This window comes from Limnohabitans sp. TS-CS-82 (assembly GCF_002943475.1).
In genome coordinates, this window is sequence record NZ_PTQX01000001.1 from 599,926 (window position 1) to 614,775 (window position 14,850).

16 protein-coding genes are annotated in these 14,850 nt (G+C 57.5%); 6 read left to right on the plus strand and 10 right to left on the minus strand.

Annotated features, from left to right (window positions below; translation table 11 throughout):
- Position 1 precedes the first annotated feature (1 nt).
- Entirely contained in the window at positions 2–760 is a 759-nt protein-coding gene (locus C5F52_RS02945) for a TSUP family transporter (protein WP_104796813.1), read from the plus strand.
- A 34-nt stretch (positions 761–794) separates the two neighbouring features.
- Here the strand turns inward: C5F52_RS02945 and mrdA are convergent, their stop codons facing one another.
- The 4 genes from mrdA to C5F52_RS02965 are packed head-to-tail and all read right to left on the minus strand — an operon-like array spanning position 795 to position 5,386.
- Positions 795–2,894, minus strand: coding sequence for a penicillin-binding protein 2 (mrdA, locus tag C5F52_RS02950; RefSeq protein ID WP_104796814.1), 2,100 nt, complete (start codon positions 2,892–2,894; stop codon positions 795–797).
- Entirely contained in the window at positions 2,891–3,421 is a 531-nt protein-coding gene (mreD, locus tag C5F52_RS02955; RefSeq protein ID WP_104796815.1) for a rod shape-determining protein MreD, read from the minus strand. The genes mrdA and mreD overlap by 4 nt, the downstream gene beginning before the upstream one ends.
- On the minus strand, positions 3,418–4,338 hold the full coding sequence (gene mreC, locus C5F52_RS02960; RefSeq protein WP_104796816.1) for a rod shape-determining protein MreC: 921 nt from the start codon (positions 4,336–4,338) through the stop codon (positions 3,418–3,420). The genes mreD and mreC overlap by 4 nt, the downstream gene beginning before the upstream one ends.
- A gap of 4 nt (positions 4,339–4,342) precedes the next feature.
- Positions 4,343–5,386 carry a rod shape-determining protein gene (locus C5F52_RS02965; protein ID WP_104796817.1) on the minus strand — a complete coding sequence of 348 codons (1,044 nt, stop codon included), beginning with the start codon at positions 5,384–5,386 and terminating at the stop codon, positions 4,343–4,345.
- Positions 5,387–5,477: 91 nt separating this feature from the next.
- Here C5F52_RS02965 and gatC point away from each other — a divergent pair, with 91 nt between their 5' ends.
- Genes gatC through C5F52_RS02985 form a run of 4 tightly spaced genes read left to right on the plus strand, consistent with a single transcriptional unit; the run spans position 5,478 to position 9,357 of the window.
- Positions 5,478–5,783, plus strand: coding sequence for an Asp-tRNA(Asn)/Glu-tRNA(Gln) amidotransferase subunit GatC (gene gatC, locus C5F52_RS02970; protein WP_104796818.1), 306 nt, complete (start codon positions 5,478–5,480; stop codon positions 5,781–5,783).
- Between the two features lie 10 nt (positions 5,784–5,793).
- Positions 5,794–7,287, plus strand: coding sequence for an Asp-tRNA(Asn)/Glu-tRNA(Gln) amidotransferase subunit GatA (gatA, locus tag C5F52_RS02975; RefSeq protein ID WP_104797140.1), 1,494 nt, complete (start codon positions 5,794–5,796; stop codon positions 7,285–7,287).
- Positions 7,288–8,763: an Asp-tRNA(Asn)/Glu-tRNA(Gln) amidotransferase subunit GatB gene (gene gatB, locus C5F52_RS02980; RefSeq protein ID WP_104796819.1), complete on the plus strand. Its 1,476-nt coding sequence runs from the start codon at positions 7,288–7,290 to the stop codon at positions 8,761–8,763. It begins immediately after the preceding gene.
- 3 nt (positions 8,764–8,766) lie between these two features.
- A complete protein-coding gene (locus tag C5F52_RS02985; protein ID WP_201746944.1) occupies positions 8,767–9,357 on the plus strand; it encodes a YitT family protein in 591 nt (196 codons plus the stop codon).
- Between the two features lie 10 nt (positions 9,358–9,367).
- Here C5F52_RS02985 and pyrE read toward each other — a convergent pair whose 3' ends face one another.
- Positions 9,368–10,063 (minus strand): orotate phosphoribosyltransferase, encoded by a 696-nt coding sequence (pyrE, locus tag C5F52_RS02990; RefSeq protein ID WP_104796820.1) that lies wholly within the window; start codon positions 10,061–10,063, stop codon positions 9,368–9,370.
- Between the two features lie 11 nt (positions 10,064–10,074).
- Here pyrE and C5F52_RS02995 point away from each other — a divergent pair, with 11 nt between their 5' ends.
- Positions 10,075–10,866, plus strand: coding sequence for an exodeoxyribonuclease III (locus C5F52_RS02995; RefSeq protein WP_104796821.1), 792 nt, complete (start codon positions 10,075–10,077; stop codon positions 10,864–10,866).
- On the opposite strand, the gene ureG is transcribed toward C5F52_RS02995, so the two are convergent.
- From ureG to C5F52_RS03020, 5 genes are read right to left on the minus strand one after another with little or no spacing between them, the layout of a single operon-like run.
- Positions 10,863–11,516 carry an urease accessory protein UreG gene (ureG, locus tag C5F52_RS03000; protein WP_104796822.1) on the minus strand — a complete coding sequence of 218 codons (654 nt, stop codon included), beginning with the start codon at positions 11,514–11,516 and terminating at the stop codon, positions 10,863–10,865. The two genes, C5F52_RS02995 and ureG, sit on opposite strands and share 4 nt — an antisense overlap.
- Positions 11,513–12,214: an urease accessory protein UreF gene (locus C5F52_RS03005; protein ID WP_236657724.1), complete on the minus strand. Its 702-nt coding sequence runs from the start codon at positions 12,212–12,214 to the stop codon at positions 11,513–11,515. Before C5F52_RS03005 ends, ureG begins: the two co-directional genes overlap by 4 nt.
- Before the next feature lie 16 nt (positions 12,215–12,230).
- Positions 12,231–12,761 (minus strand): urease accessory protein UreE, encoded by a 531-nt coding sequence (gene ureE, locus C5F52_RS03010; protein WP_104796823.1) that lies wholly within the window; start codon positions 12,759–12,761, stop codon positions 12,231–12,233.
- A 9-nt stretch (positions 12,762–12,770) separates the two neighbouring features.
- Positions 12,771–14,513, minus strand: coding sequence for an urease subunit alpha (gene ureC / locus C5F52_RS03015; RefSeq protein WP_104796824.1), 1,743 nt, complete (start codon positions 14,511–14,513; stop codon positions 12,771–12,773).
- Entirely contained in the window at positions 14,513–14,842 is a 330-nt protein-coding gene (locus C5F52_RS03020) for an urease subunit beta (RefSeq protein ID WP_104796825.1), read from the minus strand. The genes ureC and C5F52_RS03020 overlap by 1 nt, the downstream gene beginning before the upstream one ends.
- Positions 14,843–14,850: the final 8 nt, after the last annotated feature.

The window sequence follows — 14,850 nt, forward strand, 5'->3', positions numbered from 1 at the left end:
CATGGAACTTTTCTTTACCACCTTCGCCTCCGCTTTGGCTGGCTTTGTGGACTCGATCGTGGGCGGCGGCGGTCTCATCTTGCTGCCGGCCTTGTTTGCTGTTTACCCCAACACCGCACCCGCCACGCTGTTTGGCACCAACAAAAGCGCCTCGGTCTGGGGCACGGCCTTTGCCACTTGGCAGTACAGCCGCCGCGTGCAGGTGCGTTGGTTGGCATTGCTGCCTGCCGCAGGTGTCACCATGTTGGCGGCGTTTTTAGGCGCTTGGTTGGTCACGCTGGTCTCGGCTGAATTTTTGCGGGGCTTGCTGCCCGTCGTCTTGTTGGTCGTGCTCATCTACACCTTGATGCGCAAAGACATGGGGCGTCACCATGCACCTCGCTTTCATGGCAAAGCCGAGTTGCTGGCCACCTCCACCATCGGTTTGACGATTGGGTTTTACGACGGATTTTTTGGCCCTGGCACCGGCAGCTTCTTTGTGTTTTTGTTGGTGCGCTGGTTGGGCTATGACTTTTTGAATGCGTCTGTCGCCGCCAAACTCTTGAACTTCTCTAGCAACATCGCGGCCTTGGTGTTGTTCACCTACAAAGGTCATGTGTGGTGGCACATGGCACTGCCGTTGGCCATGGCCAATGTGGCCGGCAGTTTGTTGGGCACACGTATGGCGCTACAGCATGGCGCAGGCTTTGTGCGCGGCATGTTCATCGTGGTGGTGAGTGCGCTGATTTGCAAAACCAGCTATGACGCGTTCTTGCGCTAAACAGCCACAGCGCTAGGCAGCGCTTTTCACTGGACTAACGTGCGCCGCTGGCCACTGGCTTTTGAGCCACTGCAGGCGCAGCAGCGGAAGCAGGCTTGCCCGCAGCAGAGGCGGCTTTGGCTGCCGCAGATGCGGCTTTTGCCGCTGCGGAGGCCGCCATCACAGGCTCTTCCACAGCCAGTTCAGCTGCTTTCGGCGGCCAAGGCACGCTGGCCACTGGGCGTGACTTGCCAATCAGGCGTGTGGCTTGGCCCTTTTGCACTGCCTCAATGTCCTCTTGCGAGGGGTACTGACCCATGATGACAAAGTCAAACACACGGCGTGCAATCGGTGCAGCGTTTTGTGCGCCAAAGCCTGCGTTTTCCACCACCATGGCCAAAGCGACTTTGGGATCATCCGCAGGCGCAAATGCGACGAACAAAGCATGGTCACGCATGCGCTCATCAATGGTGGCTGCGTTGTATTTTTCGTTTTGCTTGACCGTGAACACCTGCGCGGTACCGGTCTTGCCTGCACTCACATACTGCGCGCCCACAAAGCTGGTGGCTGACGTGCCTTCGACGTTCACGCCAATCATGCCTTTTTTGATGACTTCCAAATTCTCGGGCAGCAAAGCAAGCTGGCCCACTGGCTCTTTGGCCACCAAGGTGGAAGATTTGGTTTCCACGTCCACCACTTCGCGCACCAAATGCGGCTTCATCTTCAAGCCGTTATTAGCCACCGTGCCCATCGCATGCGCAATTTGCAACATGGTGAAGTTGTTGTAACCCTGACCAATGCCCAAAGAAATGGTTTCGCCTGAATACCAACGTTGCTGCTCGGGCTTCTTATAAGTGTTGCGTTTCCACTCTGTCGATGGCAACACACCACGCGATTCGCCCAAGATGTCGATGCCCGTGATCTGACCGAAACCCAAGGGCTTCATTTGGTCGTGCATCAAATCCACACCCATGTCACGCGCCAGCGTGTAGTAGTAGGTATCGCACGACTCCACGATGGATTTGTACATGTCCACCGAACCATGGCCGCCTTCTTTGTCGTCGCGGAAACGGTGGTTACCAAACATGAAATAACCAGGGTCTGACACCAAAAACTTTTCAGACCGCTTGCCTGTTTGCAATGCCGCCAAAGCCATGAACGGTTTGTAAGTGGAGCCAGGTGGATAGGTGCCACGCAAGGCGCGATTCAACAAAGGCTTGTCAATCGACTCGTTCAATGCAGCCCAGTTTTCAGAATCAATGCCGTCCACAAACAAGTTGGGGTCAAACGTAGGTTTGCTGACAAACGCCAACACTTCGCCCGTCTTCGGGTCGAGTGCCACCAAGGCGCCACGACGTTTGCCGTACAGGTCTTCCACCAGCTTTTGCAGCTTGATGTCGATGGACAGCACCACGCTGTTGCCAGGCACCGCTTGGCTGCTGTTGAGGCGGCGCACTGCGCGTCCCCCGGCCGATGTTTCCATCTCCTGCACGCCGGTTGTGCCGTGTAATTGCGTTTCGTAACTTTGCTCAACGCCGAGCTTGCCGATGTAGTCGGTGCCACGGTAATTGCCCGCGTCGTCTGACTCTTCAATCTTGCCTTTTTCCGCTGGATTGATACGACCGATATAGCCAATCACATGGCTGGCCAGTTGGTTGTACGGGTAGTTGCGGAACAGACGCGCGCGAATTTCAACACCCGGAAAGCGGTAGCGCTGCGCGGCAAAGCGCGCCACTTCTTCATCGGTCAAGCGGTTGCGAATCGGGACCGACTCAAAGCTCTTCGATTCACCCAGTTGCTTTTTGAAGCGGCGTTTGTCGCGTGCCTGAATGTCAATCACGCTGGAGAGCTGCTCGATCACTTCTTCCAACGGCGCAATCACTTTGGAGGCCGTGATTTCTAAGGTGTAGGCCGAGTAGTTGGTGGCCAACACAATGCCGTTGCGATCCATGATGACGCCACGGTTGGGCACGATGGGGACGATGGCTGTGCGGTTGTTTTCCGCTTGTGCGTTGAGCTCGTCGTAGCGCACCACTTGCAAATAAAACAAGCGAATCGACAGGAAGCCAAACAAAATCAAAATCGCGCCCGTCACCACCACCATGCGCGACCTGAAGCGTCGCAGGTCGGACTCGATGTCGCGAATCACCCTCATAGCGGTCGGTTCAGGTCAGGGTTGGGTGCGCGGCGCTGAGGTGCTAACAAGAACACGCTGACCACAGGCCACAACAGGGCCTCTAGCAGCGGCGCCAAAAAGATGGTCCAGCCAGGAAACAAGGCACCCGACATCATGCGCACCATCAGCTCTAGGGCATGCGCCACGACAAAGATGGGCAACACTTGCATGGCCTGTGACGGCACAGTGAACCACAGCAAACGGCGGTGAATCAAGATGGCCATGAAGCCCAATGCGGTGTACGTCAAAGCATGCTGACCCAACAAGGCCGATTGATGCACATCTGTGGCCACACCAAAAAAGAAAGCCACGCCAATCCCCACCAAGCGCGATTGGTGCACACACCAAAACACCAACACCAAAGCCAAGAAATCAGGCATCCACGCGGCGTTGCCAACGAGGCTGATGTTCACCACCATGTTGGCAAACAAAGCCATCAACAGCGTGAACAAAATAAACATGGGGTTGGCTGGCAACAACAACTGTTGGCCACGAGGCATGATCATCGGCGACCTCCTCTTTGCGCAGCAACTGGCAATTGTTTTTCAATTTGCGGGCGGGGTGGCAATTGGTCGCTCAAAGGCTCCAACACCATCACATGGCGTGCGCCCTGCACGCGGCCCACAGGCTCGCACAAGATGCGCGCAAACGCGGTTTCAGCACGGCGCTCAACCTTGGTCACTTTGCCCACCAAAACACCGGCTGGGTAAATACCATCCACGCCACTGGTAGACAACATATCGCCCACCTCAATGTCAGCGTTGGTCGCCATGAAGCGCAGTTCCAACAAAGGTGCACCACCCGATTCGCCATAAGCCACACCGCGCGCACCCGTGCGGGTGTTGAGCACAGGAATGGAATGCTCGCGGTCGGTGACCAGGGTCACTTCACTGACCAGTGGCAACACATGCGTGACCTGCCCCAAAATGCCGTGCTCATCCATCACGGGTGAGCTGGCCTTGATGCCATTGAGCAAGCCTTTGTCGATGATGAGTTTGCGCGTGTAGGGGTCAGCGGCGTCGTACAGCACCTCGGCTGCAATGCCTTTGGTTTCCAAGCGTTTGCTCAGACTCAAGAGTTCGCGCAGTTGTTTGTTTTCCAGCGCCAGCTGTTCCACTTGGCCCGAGCGTCGGGCTTGCACCAACAGTTGTTGACGCGCGTCGCGCTCTGAGGCCTGCGCCACATCGCGGGCTTCGAAATAGTCAGACGAGTATTCGGCCAAAACCTGCGGGCGCATGGCCAACCACTGCACGGGATACAGCATCACAGACAACGTGGCACGCAAAGGCTGGGTCACACCAAACCGCACGTCAGCCACCATCAACAGCACCGACAAGGCGCTGAAGAAAAGTAACTTGGAGACGGCGGACGGGCCTTGCTTGAAGAAGGCCGGGGGGGAGCGGTCCAGGGTGCCCAGTGGCACTTAATTATTCGCTCGTGAAGATGGAGCCCAAACGCTCCATGCGCTCAAGGGCCAAACCGCAACCACGCACCACGCAGGTGAGGGGGTCTTCAGCCACCAACACTGGCAAGCCAGTCTCTTCGGCCAACAAGCGGTCCAAGTCACGCAACAACGCGCCACCGCCGGTGAGCATCATGCCGCGCTCGGCAATGTCTGCGCCCAACTCGGGTGGTGTTTGCTCCAACGCGTTTTTCACGGCGGAGACGATGTTGTTCAGTGGGTCGGTCAACGCTTCCAAGATTTCGTTCGACGAAATCGTGAATGAGCGTGGCACGCCTTCTGACAAGTTGCGGCCCTTGACTTCCATTTCCTTGACTTCAGAGCCAGGGAATGCGGAACCGATTTGTTTCTTGATGGCTTCAGCGGTTGGCTCGCCAATCAACATGCCGTAGTTACGACGGATGTAGTTGATGATGGCTTCGTCAAACTTGTCGCCACCCACGCGCACGCTGCCCTTGTAGACCATGCCGCCCAAAGAGATCACACCCACTTCGGTGGTACCGCCACCGATGTCGACCACCATGGAGCCAGAAGCCTCAGACACAGGCAAGCCTGCGCCGATAGCGGCTGCCATGGGTTCTTCAATCAGGTACACCTCTGAGGCGCCAGCGCCCAAAGCAGATTCGCGAATCGCGCGACGCTCGACTTGGGTAGAACCGCAAGGCACGCAAATGATGATGCGTGGGCTGGGCTTCAACACCGAGCGTGGGTGCACCATCTTGATGAACTGCTTGAGCATTTGCTCAGTCACGGTGAAGTCGGCAATCACGCCGTCTTTCATCGGACGAATGGCTTCGATGTTGCCGGGCACTTTGCCCAACATGGCCTTGGCTTCGTGGCCAACGGCTTGAATTGTCTTCTTGCCTTGGGGGCCGCCTTCGTGGCGAATCGACACAACGGAAGGCTCGTCCAACACGATGCCTTTGTCGCGCACATAAATCAGGGTGTTGGCGGTACCGAGGTCAATCGCCAAATCGGTGGAGAAATACCGACGAAAAGATCCAAACATGTCTGTCCTCAAAGCTTGCCCGCGGGCGCGGACACAAAGGCGAGATAATACCGCATCGCCCGTAAACCGCGGGTTTTTCCCTCATATATGTATGTCCCTGAATGACCAAGACATCAGCCGCATCGCCAACCTGGCCCGGCTAGAGCTGCAGCCTGACGAACAGGCCCGTATGCGCCACAAAATCAATGACTTTTTCGACATCGTCGAACAAATCCGCGCGGTGGACACCACCGGCGTGGTGCCCATGGCCCATCCTGTGGACGCCATGCAAGGCGCCCACATCGAACTGCGCCTGCGCCCCGACGTGGCCAGCGAACCCAACCAACGCGACCTGAACCAACAAAGCGCCCCCGCCGTGGAGCGTGGTTTGTTCTTGGTTCCCAAAGTGATTGAGTGAGGCCAACACCATGACCCAATCTGCTACCCAATTACATGACATGACCGTGGCCCAACTGGCCCAGGCCCTCCAAACCAAACAAGCCAGTGCCGTCGAAGTGGCCACGGCCTTTTTGGCCCGCGCGGGAGGCAACCCGCACAACGCGTTTTTGGACATCAACAGCGAAGTCACGCTGGCCCAAGCCCAAGCCAGCGACGCCCGCATTGCCGCTGGCACCGCAGGTGCATTGGAAGGCGTGCCGATTGCGCACAAAGACGTATTTGTGACCCGCGATTTCGCCACCACCGCTGGCTCCAAAATCTTGAGCGGCTACCGCTCGCCGTTTGACGCCACCGTGGTGCAAAAGCTAGGCACCTTTGCCGATGGCGCTGTGGGCGCGGGCATGGTGACTTTAGGCAAAGTCAACTGCGACGAGTTCGCCATGGGCTCTGCCAACGAAAACTCCGCCTATGGCGCCGTGACCAACCCGTGGGACACCTCGCGCGTTCCTGGCGGCTCATCCGGCGGCAGCGCTGCCGCTGTGGCCGCACGTTTGGCGCCCGCTGCCACGGGCACAGACACGGGCGGCTCGATTCGCCAACCCGCTAGCTTTTGCGGCATCACCGGCATCAAGCCGACCTATGGCCGCGCCTCACGCTACGGCATGATTGCCTACGCATCCAGCCTCGATCAAGCTGGCCCCATGGCCCGCACAGCCGAAGACTGCGCGTTATTGCTGTCAGCCATGTGCGGTGCCGACCTCGACCGCGACTCCACCTCGTTGGATGTACCTGCTGAAAAATTCTCTGCCAAGCTCGGCGATAGCCTGCAAGGCCTGCGCATTGGCATTCCCAAAGAGTTTTTTGGCGAAGGCCTTGCCGCTGATGTGCGCACTGCCATTGATGCAGCGCTCAAAACGCTCGAAGCTCAAGGCGCCAAGCTTGTGCCCATCACGCTGCCACGTACCGAGCTGGCCATTCCTGTGTACTACATCATCGCGCCCGCCGAAGCCAGCTCGAACCTGAGCCGCTTTGATGGCGTGAAGTTTGGCCATCGCGCGTCAGCGTACACCGACCTCGTAAGCATGTACAAAAAGACCCGTGCAGAAGGCTTTGGCGAAGAGGTCAAGCGCCGCATCATGACCGGCGCGTATGTGTTGAGCCACGGCTACTACGACGCGTACTACCTGCAAGCGCAAAAAATTCGCCGCATGATTGCGGACGATTTCCAACGCGCATTTGCTGAGTGCGATGTGATCGCCGGCCCCGTCGCCCCGACCGTCGCATGGAAGCTTGGTAACAACGCCAGCAACCCATTGGCTGATTACTTGGCTGACATCTTCACCCTACCTGCGTCACTCGCTGGTTTGCCCGGCATGAGCGTGCCGGTGGGCTTTGGCGAAGGCAAGATGCCCGTGGGCATGCAACTCATCGGTAACTATTTGCAAGAAGCACATTTGCTCAACGTGGCTCACCAGTACCAACTGAACACCGATTTCCATAACGCCAAGCCGGAGGGCGTTTAAATGACCGCACCTAAGTTAGTTCAAGGCTACGAAGTCGTCATCGGCTTTGAAACACACGCTCAGCTCTCCACCAAGAGCAAAATTTTCAGCCGTGCCTCAGTGGCGTTCGGCGCAGAGCCCAACACGCAAGCTTGCGCGGTGGACATGGCCCTGCCCGGCACTTTGCCCGTGATGAACATCGGCGCAGTCGAACGCGCCATTGAGTTTGGTTTGGGTGTCAATGCACACATTGCCGAGCGCAGCATCTTTGCGCGCAAAAACTACTTCTACCCCGACCTGCCCAAGGGCTACCAAATCAGCCAGTTTGAAATTCCGGTGGTGCAAGGTGGCGAGGTGTCGTTCTTCTTGGAAGTTGGCAAAGAGACCGTGCACAAAACCGTGCGCTTGGAGCGTGCCCACCTCGAAGAAGATGCAGGCAAATCGCTGCACGAAGACTTCATTGGTCAGAGCGGCATCGACTTGAACCGAGCTGGCACACCGCTGCTAGAAATCGTCACGCAACCCGACATGCGCAGCAGCGACGAAGCCGTGGCCTATGCCAAAGAGCTGCACAAAATCGTCACGTGGATTGGCATCTGCGACGGCAACATGCAAGAAGGCTCGTTCCGTTGCGATGCCAACGTGTCAGTGCGCAAGCCAGGCGCACCTTTGGGCACCCGCCGTGAAATCAAAAACTTGAACAGCTTCAAGTTCATGCAACAAGCCATCGACTACGAAGTGCGCTGGCAAATCGACCAAATCGAAGACGGCCATGACATCGAACAAGCCACCGTGTTGTTCGACCCAGACACTGGCGAAACCCGCGCCATGCGCACCAAAGAAGACGCCGCCGACTACCGCTACTTCCCCGACCCAGACCTGCCACCCTTGGTGATTGGTCGCGATTGGGTGGAGCGTGTGAGAAGCGAAATGGCCGAGCTGCCACGTGTCATGGCCGAGCGTTTTGTGCGCGACTACGCGCTGCCCGAATACGATGCGACGCAGCTGACCCAAAGCAAGGCCACAGCCGCCTACTTTGAAGCCACGGCGAAAGCCTGCGGTCAAGCCAAACTGGCCAGCAACTGGATCATGGGCGAAGTGTCACGCCGCTTGAACAGCGGCGAGGTGACGTTTGACAACATTCCCGTCAGCGCGGCGCAACTGGGCGCGTTGATCAGCCGCATCAGCGACAACACCATCAGCAACAGCGCTGCGCGCCAAGTGTTTGAAGGTCTGTGGAATAAAGAAGGCCCCTCCGGTAGCGAAGGCGATGTCGACGCCATCATCGAAGCCAAAGGCCTCAAACAAATCAACGACACGGGCGCGTTGGAAGCCATCATTGACGACGTACTGGCAGCCAACCCCAAAAACGTAGAAGAGTTCAAAGCAGGCAATGCCAAAGCCTTGAACGGTTTGGTCGGCCCCATCATGAAGGCCAGCAAAGGCAAAGCCAACCCCGCGCAAGTCAACGAGCTGTTGATGAAGAAACTGGGGTAAGCGATGCCCCACAGCGCGTTGGAAGACACACAAGGCCTGTTGACTGGCGCCTTGTTTGTCGCACTCGGCGTGTGCATGTTTCGCGAAGCGGCTTTGTTCACAGGCGGCACCACGGGCGTTGCATTTTTGGTGCACTACTTTGCAGGGTGGCCGTTAGGCGCCGTGTTGTTTGTGATCAACCTGCCGTTTTATGTGTTTGGCTGGCAAAAGCTCGGCCACACTTTCACCTTCAAAACATTTGCGGCGGTGGGTTTGCTGTCAGCCTACGTCGAGTTGCTGCCTCAGTGGATCGCGTTTTCACACCTTGATCCCGTCTTCGCCGCACTGATGGCGGGCTTGTTGGTGGGCACGGGTATTTTGATTTTGATTCGTCACGGCGCCAGCTTGGGCGGGGTGACGATCATGGCGGTGTATTTGCAAAAGACCCGTGGCTGGCGCGCTGGCCACGTGCAAATGGCCATCGATGCGTGCATCTTGATGACCGCCTTTGCGCTCACCGATGCGCACAAAGCCTTGCTGTCATTGCTCGGTGCATTTGCGTTGAATTTGGTGATTGCCGTCAACCACCGCGCCGACCGTTACTACGGCGCCTAAAGCTCACGGCTTAAACGCCGTAACGCTCGCGATACGCCTGAGTACGAGCCAAATGCTCACCCATGGTGTTGTCGGGTTGCTTGCCCAAATAGGCCAACAAGTCTTCCAGCTTGGCAATGGTGCACACGCTCATACCCAGTTGCTCACGCACGTATTGCACAGCGCTGTAGGGCACATCCTTGGTCGAGCCATCCGCTTGTTTTTCGGTGGCCATTTCTTGGCGGTCCAACGCAATCGCCACGGCGTGCGGTGTGGCACCTGCTGCTTTGATGAGGGCGATCGATTCACGTGCAGCCGTGCCCGCGCTCATCACATCGTCCACGATCAACACGCGGCCTTTGAGCGGTGCGCCCACCAAGCTGCCGCCTTCGCCATGGTCTTTGGCTTCTTTGCGGTTGTAGGCAAACGGCACGTTGCGTCCTAAGCGTGCCAACTCAATCGACACGGCTGCGCCCAAAGGAATGCCTTTGTAGGCGGGGCCAAAAATCATGTCGAACTCGATGCCGCTGTTGACAATGCATTGCGCATAAAAACTGGCCAGTTTGCCAAGCTTGGCACCATCGTCAAACAAACCGGCGTTGAAAAAGTAAGGGCTCATGCGGCCCGCCTTGGTTTTGAACTCCCCAAATTTCAACACGCCACAATCCAGCGAAAATTGCACAAATTCTTGCGCCAACGCATCGTTGGCAGACACACTCTGACTCATGGGGAAATTCCTTGTTCAAACTAACCAGCCTCAACCTCAACGGCATTCGTTCGGCCGCCCGCAAGGGCGTGGAAGCTTGGCTCGAAAAAGCCAGCCCTGATTGTATTTGCGTCCAAGAAATCAAAGCCCAGGCCCCCGATGTCGAAGGCAGCTTCGACACCTTGGCAGGTTTGAAAGGCCACTTTCACTATGCAGAGAAAAAAGGCTACTCGGGCGTGGGCGTGTACACCAAGCACGAGCCCAGCGACGTGATCATTGGGTTTGATGGCGGCGAATTCGATGCCGAAGGCCGCTACGTCGAGCTGCGTTTTGACACACCCACACAAAAGCTGTCGATCATCAGCAGCTACTTTCCCAGTGGCTCGTCTGGCCCTGAGCGCCAAGACGCCAAGTTTCGTTTCTTGGCCGCGATGTATCCGCACCTCAACGCCTTGAAACAAGAGCGCGAGTTTGTGCTGTGCGGCGACATCAACATCGCGCACAACGAAGCCGACTTGAAAAACTGGAAGGGCAACAAAAAGAACAGCGGTTTCTTGCCCGAAGAGCGCGCGTGGATGACACAACTCACCACCGAAGGCGGCGTGGTGGACGTGTATCGCCACCTGCAGCCCGACACCACCGACGCTTGCTACACCTGGTGGAGCAACCGCGGCCAAGCCTATGCCAACAACGTGGGTTGGCGTTTGGACTACCACTTGGCCACGCCAGCGATCGCAGCCAAGGCCCGCACCGAAGCGATCTACAAGGGCGAAAAATTTTCAGACCATGCGCCCATCACCATCGCGTATGAAGGTTTGATTTAAACCAACATCCCCTTGGTCTCGATGAACTTGACCACGTCTTGCAAACCATCCAAGGTACGCAAGTTGGTCATGACAAAAGGTTTCAAACCGCTCGCGTTGGTGCGCATGCGGATGGTGTCGGCTTCCATCACTGACAGGTCAGCGCCCACGTAAGGAGCGAGATCGGTTTTGTTGATGATGAACAAGTCGCTCTTGGTAATACCCGGTCCGCCTTTGCGTGGAATTTTTTCGCCAGCCGCCACGTCGATCACATAGATCGTCAAGTCACTCAGCTCGGGGCTGAAAGTGGCAGCCAAGTTGTCGCCACCACTCTCAATGAACACCACATCGGCATCGGGAAAGTCGACCAACATGCGGTCAATCGCTTCGAGGTTGATGGACGCATCTTCGCGAATGGCCGTGTGTGGGCAGCCGCCGGTTTCCACGCCCATGATGCGCTCTGCGGGCAATGCACCACTGATGGTGAGCAAGCGTTGATCTTCTTTGGTGTAAATGTCGTTGGTGATGGCAACGAGGTCGTATTTGTCGCGCATGGCTTTGCAGAGCATTTCCAGCAGGGTCGTTTTGCCAGAGCCCACAGGCCCGCCGATGCCCACGCGCAGAGGTGGTAATTTTTTGGTGCGATTGGCGATGGCGTGTAAGTGCTTCATGATCTGAACAGTCGTGAGTATTGGGTTTCGTGTTGGGCCGAAAGAATGGCCAGCATGGGAGAAAAAGCTTGGCGCGTGTCGTCGTTCACTTGCATGGCATGGCTGACGGCGGGGGCGATGTGTTGCGCGAGCTTCGTCAAGATACGTTGTCCTGAGTTTTGCCCGAGCGGCACCGACTTGATGGCGGCTTGCACCATGTTCTCAGCCCACCCAAAGGCATAGGCTTGCAAGCATTGCTCTAACGATGCGCCCGTGCGCGACAAAGCCAACGCAAACATCAGTGGGTAGGTGGGCACCCAGCGGTTACACATCGCAATGGTGTCTGCATCGATGGCGTCTTGGTTGCGCAGCCACTCCAACATGGAGCGGCCCATTTGTTCACTCTGCAAACGCAACTCAGCGCTCTCGCGGGTGGCATGCACCCACTGACTCAAGGCCTCTAGGCGTGCGTCATCGCGAGCTTGCCATGCCGTGATCATTTGACCGAGCACTGCCATGTCGCCACGTGATTGCGTGAGGTGGAGTTGATCAACCAACCAATCTGCCGCCGTGTGTTCGTCGTGCACCAGCCCGTGGTCGATGGCGGCTTCTAAACCTTCGGAGTACGAGAAGCCACCAATTGGCAAGGCGGGTGACGCAAGCCAGATGAGTTGCAACAGCGCAGGCGTCGCTGCGGGCAAGTTCGTGGCTTCAGTCATCGCTACCGATGCAACATCAGTGGTCATGTTTGCAATGAGGTCCATGCACATGGCCATGATCGTGCGAATGCCCATGCCCTTGCGCATGCCCGTGGCTGCTGTACGCACCACCTTCTGGTTCAAAGGCTTCATGCACGGTCACCACCGTCATGTGCATGGCGCGCAGCATATCGGCCAGCACGTGGTCGGGCTCAATTTTCAAATGGTCGGGTTGCAGCTCAATCGGCACATGGCGGTTGCCTAGGTGATACGCCGCACGCGTCAAATCAAAGGCCGAACCGTGCTCGGCACACGCGGTGATACGCAGCACTTCTTGTGGCGCCGCTTGCACGCGCACGAGCGAGCCGTCTTCGAGCACCAGCACATCACCGCCGCGCACCAAGGTGCCGCGTGGCAAAAATACGCCAATGGCGCGCTCTGTGGAATCGGTCGCATCAAAGCGGCTTTTTTGGCGTACGTCCCAGTCCAGCTCCACCGTGGCGGCGCGTTTGACCAGTGCAGCAGCCAAGCCTTGGCCGCTCGCGATTAATTTAGAACAGGTAAGCATCAGAGAAATTTAGAACAAGAAATAGCGTTGGGTCATGGGCAAGCTCACCGCGGGTTCGCAGGTGAGCAACTGTCCATCGGCGCGCACTGCATAGGTTTGTGCATCCACTTCCATGTGCGGCGCGTAGTCGTTGTGAATCATGTCACGTTTTCCAACGCTGCGAATGTTCTTCACGGCACTGAGTGTTTTGTGCAAACCAAATTTTTGCCCAATGCCTGCGGCCATGCCAGCTTGCGACACGAAGGTGAGCGAGCCACGGTGCAGTGCACCGCCATACGCGCCAAACATGGGGCGGTAGTGCACGGGCTGCGGGGTTGGGATGGACGCATTCGGGTCGCCCATCGCGGCCATGGCGATGAAGCCACCTTTCAAAATGATGCTGGGCTTGATGCCAAAGAACGCAGGCTTCCACACCACGAGATCGGCCCACTTGCCCACTTCCACGCTACCCACTTCGTGGCTGATGCCGTGTGCAATAGAAGGGTTGATGGTGTACTTGGCGATGTAGCGTTTGACGCGAAAGTTGTCGTGTCGGTCAGTGTCACCAGGCAACAAGCCGCGCTGCGCTTTCATCTTGTGTGCGGTTTGCCAAGTGCGAATAATCACTTCCCCCACACGCCCCATGGCTTGGCTGTCGCTGCTCATCATGCTGATGGCGCCTAGGTCGTGCAAGATGTCTTCGGCGGCAATGGTCTCGCGGCGAATGCGGCTTTCGGCAAAGGCCAAGTCTTCGGCGATGGCGGGGTCAAGGTGGTGGCACACCATCAGCATGTCCACATGCTCGTCGAGTGTGTTCACCGTGTACGGGCGCGTGGGGTTGGTGGAGCTGGGCAACACATTGGCCTCGCCCACTACTTTCAAAATATCGGGCGCGTGCCCACCACCCGCACCTTCTGTGTGGAAGGTGTGAATGGTGCGGCCTTTGAACGCGGCCACCGTGTCTTCCACAAAGCCACTCTCATTGAGCGTGTCGGTGTGGATGGCCACTTGTGTGTCGGTGGCTTCGGCCACGTTCAAACAGTTGTCAATCGCGGCGGGCGTGGTGCCCCAATCTTCGTGCAGCTTCAAACCAATCGCACCTGCATTGATTTGCTCGTGCAGCGAATCGGGCAACGCGGCATTGCCTTTGCCCAAGAAACCGAGGTTCATCGGGAAAGCATCGGCCGCTTGCAACATGCGTTCGATGTTCCAAGCGCCGGGTGTGCAGGTGGTGGCAAACGTGCCCGTGGCGGGGCCTGTGCCGCCGCCTAGCATGGTGGTCACACCGCTCGTCAAGGCTTCTTCAATTTGCTGGGGCGCGATGAAGTGAATGTGCGTGTCCACACCACCTGCGGTGACGATGTTGCCTTCGCAGCTGATGACCTCGGTGCCAGGGCCAATGACGATGTCCACACCCGGTTGTGTGTCGGGGTTGCCCGCTTTGCCAATGGCCACGATGCGGCCACCTTTCAAACCAATGTCGGCTTTGACAATGCCCCAGTGGTCGATGATGAGAGCGTTGGTCATCACGGTGTCTACCGCACCGCCCGCTTGCGGACCAGTGCCTACACCGTCGCGCGTGCGCTGCGATTGCGCCATGCCATCGCGGATGGTTTTGCCGCCGCCGAACTTCACTTCTTCGCCGTAACCACCGGCTTTGAGTGTGAAGTCATGTTCGACTTCAATGACCAAGTTGGTGTCTGCCAAGCGCAGGCGGTCGCCCACGGTGGGGCCAAACATTTCTGCGTAGGCGCGTTTGCCGATGGTTGCCATCAGATGTTTCCTTTGTTTGGCACGTCCACCGCACCATTCACTAAGCCACGAAAACCAAACACTTGGCGATCGCCGCTCAGGTCCACCAACTCGACCGTGCGTTGCTGGCCCGGCTCAAAACGCACCGCCGTGCCAGAGGCAATGTTCAAGCGCATGCCGTGTGCGGCTTCACGATCAAAGCTCAAGCCGCCGTTGGTTTCAGCAAAGTGGTAGTGCGAGCCCACTTGAATGGGGCGGTCGCTGGCGTTTTGCACGACCAGCGTGTGCGTGCGTCGGCCTGGGTTGAGGGTGTGTTCACCCTCGTCAATCAACAGTTCACCGGGTGTCATGTGCGCCC

Bases quoted from the DNA above. Each gene is read 5' to 3' on its own strand.
- C5F52_RS02945 (WP_104796813.1), top strand. From the start codon at position 2: ATGGAACTTTTCTTTACCACCTTCGCCTCCGCTTTGGCTGGCTTTGTG.
- mrdA (WP_104796814.1), bottom strand. From the start codon at position 2,894: ATGAGGGTGATTCGCGACATCGAGTCCGACCTGCGACGCTTCAGGTCG.
- mreD (WP_104796815.1), bottom strand. From the start codon at position 3,421: ATGATCATGCCTCGTGGCCAACAGTTGTTGTTGCCAGCCAACCCCATG.
- C5F52_RS02965 (WP_104796817.1), bottom strand. From the start codon at position 5,386: ATGTTTGGATCTTTTCGTCGGTATTTCTCCACCGATTTGGCGATTGAC.
- gatC (WP_104796818.1), top strand. From the start codon at position 5,478: ATGTCCCTGAATGACCAAGACATCAGCCGCATCGCCAACCTGGCCCGG.
- gatA (WP_104797140.1), top strand. From the start codon at position 5,794: ATGACCCAATCTGCTACCCAATTACATGACATGACCGTGGCCCAACTG.
- gatB (WP_104796819.1), top strand. From the start codon at position 7,288: ATGACCGCACCTAAGTTAGTTCAAGGCTACGAAGTCGTCATCGGCTTT.
- C5F52_RS02985 (WP_201746944.1), top strand. From the start codon at position 8,767: ATGCCCCACAGCGCGTTGGAAGACACACAAGGCCTGTTGACTGGCGCC.
- pyrE (WP_104796820.1), bottom strand. From the start codon at position 10,063: ATGAGTCAGAGTGTGTCTGCCAACGATGCGTTGGCGCAAGAATTTGTG.
- ureG (WP_104796822.1), bottom strand. From the start codon at position 11,516: ATGAAGCACTTACACGCCATCGCCAATCGCACCAAAAAATTACCACCT.
- C5F52_RS03005 (WP_236657724.1), bottom strand. From the start codon at position 12,214: ATGACTGAAGCCACGAACTTGCCCGCAGCGACGCCTGCGCTGTTGCAA.
- ureE (WP_104796823.1), bottom strand. From the start codon at position 12,761: ATGCTTACCTGTTCTAAATTAATCGCGAGCGGCCAAGGCTTGGCTGCT.
- ureC (WP_104796824.1), bottom strand. From the start codon at position 14,513: ATGGCAACCATCGGCAAACGCGCCTACGCAGAAATGTTTGGCCCCACC.
- C5F52_RS03020 (WP_104796825.1), bottom strand. From the start codon at position 14,842: ATGACACCCGGTGAACTGTTGATTGACGAGGGTGAACACACCCTCAAC.